This is a genomic window from Sulfurimonas sp. (assembly GCF_027056685.1).
Taxonomy (GTDB): Bacteria; Campylobacterota; Campylobacteria; order Campylobacterales; family Sulfurimonadaceae; genus Sulfurimonas.
In genome coordinates, this window is sequence record NZ_JALUKE010000149.1 from 1 (window position 1) to 2,889 (window position 2,889).

Genomic DNA, 2,889 nt, shown 5'->3' on the forward strand with positions numbered 1-2,889 from the left:
GATTAGAAATAATATAAAGTGCTTCCATAAAAGCTGTTTTTCCCACATTATTTTTACCACCAATAAGATTGATACGAGCAAGACCTTCTGCGTGAAAGTTTTGTAAAGATTTATACTCTTGTATTTTTATCTCTCTTATAAAGTGTTCTTCCATTTTACTTCCTACAGTTTTATAAAGTTTTCTAAAATTTTGAGTCCATTATCTTGACTCTTTTCAGGGTGAGGTTGGATACCCATGATGTTGCCATGCGCTACGGCTGATGTGAATTTGTATCCGTAATATGTCTCACCTATAATGTCTTTCTCATCATCACAAACTGCATGATAAGTATGTACAAAGTAAAGATAATGTTCATCATCTAAGTTTTCAAAAAGAGGATGGTTTTTTGTGAACATTCTGTTCCATCCCATATGAGGAATCTTTAAAGCTTCATCAAAATTTTGTTTGTCAAACTTGACTACTTTTCCTTTGATAAGAGCCAGACCTTTGTGTGCACCAAACTCTTCACTACTCTCAAAAAGCAGCTGCATACCAAGACAAATACCTAACATCGGCTTACCACTTTTTGCAAAGGCTTTGATAGCATCTACCATATTACGCTCTTGCAGATGCTCCATAGCATCACCAAACGCACCAACACCAGGGAGTATAAGTTTATCGTACTCTTGAAATTTTGCAGGATCACTCTCTACTATTGTCTCTTGCCCTAGTTTGGCAAATGCGTTTTTGACGCTCGCCAAATTTCCCATATTATAATCAATAATTGCTATCATTTTTACTCATCTATTTTTAATTTTGTAAATTTTATATATACTGCCAAACTCACGATTAATATAGCTACACCTATAATAATATAAATGGCATATATTAGTTTATTTGGATCAGTTATTGCAAACTTAAACACCAACATCAAAGCTTCAATGGAGAGTGCAATGATGATAGAACCCAAAAAGCGTACCATCGTTTTATGCGGTCCTGAAATGTTATGCTCTTTATGCCGTCCCAATATCTCCTCTTCAATAAGCGTTTTGGAGAGGTCAAAAATAGCCAAAGAGAGTGTTAAAAGAATCGTTGCTTCAAAAACATCTTTTATTTTAAAATTAGCAGTAGAAATTTCATAAACAAAAAAGCTCTGTACGCCTTTAGCAAAAAGAAGCAGTGCTACTAAAATAAGTGCTATTGAAAAAGCAGCGTAACTATACTTGAAAAACTCTTTTGTAAAAGTGTCTAAAGTAGTAGGATGGGCAACTTTTAAGACCTCTTCAAGAGGCATATCAATACATGCCACATACTTTAACTCCCCATTTTCATTAAATATAGGAGAAGAGGTAGTAACACTCAAATCGCCTGTAATTAAAGAAGGATATGGGTCCGTAAGTGTACATCTCTCTTCTCTTACAGCACGATAATAGTAAGCTCTATCTGCTCTAATTTTCCCAATATCATCATCAATTTGCTGCGTTTTGGTAAAAGTAGGACTAACTTGTACACCTTTTTCATCCAAAAGGTAAACACCCTCACAGCTATCTAATTCTGATTTTATTTTCAGCAGGCGGGGTACAATCATTTCACGAGTAATTGAAGGGAGTCGGTTTGGAATATTTTTTGAAAAAAGATAACAGAAATATGCTCTTGCTTTTGTTCTACTTTCCGAAAAGCGTTGTATATCTGATGGAACCATTCATCTACCCCTTATTTTACTTTATTCTAATTATATCAAAGATTCACTATAATGTCATCAATGAATAAAGAGATCAAAAAACTAGCAATTGTCCGACTCTCTGCACTTGGCGATATAGTCAATAGTGCAATTGTAGTGCAATTCATCAAACAAAAATATCCAAACGCAGTAATAGATTGGATTACAGAAGAGATGTTTAGCGATGCCGTGAACCTTCTTGAAGATGTTCAAAATGTGCATACTATCAACCTTAAACAACTTAAAAGAGAAAAAAGTTTTAAACTGCTACAACACAACATCTCAAAACTCCGCACTTTGGGTGAGTATGACATTATCATTGATATTCAGGGACTTATAAAATCAGCCATAGTTGCAAGACTTATAGGCAAAAATACCCATGGCTTTGACAAAGATTCAACGAGGGAGTCTCTTGCAGCTCTTTTTTATAGAGCAACTTCACATATTGCTTACAGCGAAAATGTTGTCAAACGCAACTGTTTTGTAGTTGCAGATGCGCTGAATTTTACCATTACAGATGCAATGATTTTAAATAAAAAACCTATATTTCAAGTCACAAAAGAGTACCAACTACGCAGCGAGAAGAAAAATATTGCCTTTGTTGTTGGGGCATCATGGAAATCTAAAATTTATCCAAAAGAGGAGCTTGTAAAAGTTTGTAATACACTTAAAGAACAGGCGTTCATAATTTGGGGAAATAAGAGCGAAAAAGCCGATGCAGAGTGGATTTGTGAACACTCAGAGTATGCCGAACTTGCACCCGCTATGAATTTAAGTGAACTTATTGCCTTTATATCCCACCTTGATCTACTTATAGGAAATGACACAGGTCCTACGCATATTGCATGGGCGCAAAACATTCCATCTATTACACTACTTGGACCTACAAACAGGCGTATGCTTTATGAAACACAAAAAAATGTGGCAATAGAATCACCCTCCTCTGTCAATATAATGAAAATAGATAAAAATGATTTTTCTATAAAAGATATACCTTATGAAAAAGTCCTCAAAGAGGCGAAGGAGTTACTAAAATAATGGGCTATAAATCTCTACTCATCTTAGAAAAAATTCTTATGGCTTTACCAAAAAGTGCTCGTAAGAACTTTTTTGTTTTTTTAGCATTTATTGGCTATATTTCAAGTAAAAAGTACCGCAACATTGTCAAACAAAACCTCAACTATGCCTT

The 2,889-nt window shown here is 34.7% G+C and carries 4 protein-coding genes; 1 reads left to right on the forward strand and 3 read right to left on the reverse strand.

Translation table 11 applies throughout. The features are described from left to right. The 3 genes from MVY38_RS11040 to MVY38_RS06480 all read right to left on the reverse strand — a co-directional run. The coding region (locus MVY38_RS11040) for an AAA family ATPase (protein WP_366939770.1) at nt 1–154 on the reverse strand (154 nt) is incomplete at its 3' end. Between the two features lie 8 nt (nt 155–162). Continuing rightward, nucleotides 163–774 carry an imidazole glycerol phosphate synthase subunit HisH gene (hisH, locus tag MVY38_RS06475; RefSeq protein ID WP_297484509.1) on the reverse strand — a complete coding sequence of 204 codons (612 nt, stop codon included), beginning with the start codon at nt 772–774 and terminating at the stop codon, nt 163–165. Nucleotides 775–776: 2 nt separating this feature from the next. Beyond that, the gene (locus MVY38_RS06480; protein WP_297484511.1) at nt 777–1,682 is read right to left on the reverse strand and encodes a PDC sensor domain-containing protein; all 906 of its coding nucleotides are present in this window, start codon (nt 1,680–1,682) and stop codon (nt 777–779) included. A gap of 60 nt (nt 1,683–1,742) precedes the next feature. On the opposite strand from MVY38_RS06480, the gene waaC reads away from it, so the two are divergent. Beyond that, nucleotides 1,743–2,738, forward strand: coding sequence for a lipopolysaccharide heptosyltransferase I (gene waaC / locus MVY38_RS06485; RefSeq protein ID WP_297484513.1), 996 nt, complete (start codon nt 1,743–1,745; stop codon nt 2,736–2,738). Nucleotides 2,739–2,889 lie beyond the last annotated feature (151 nt).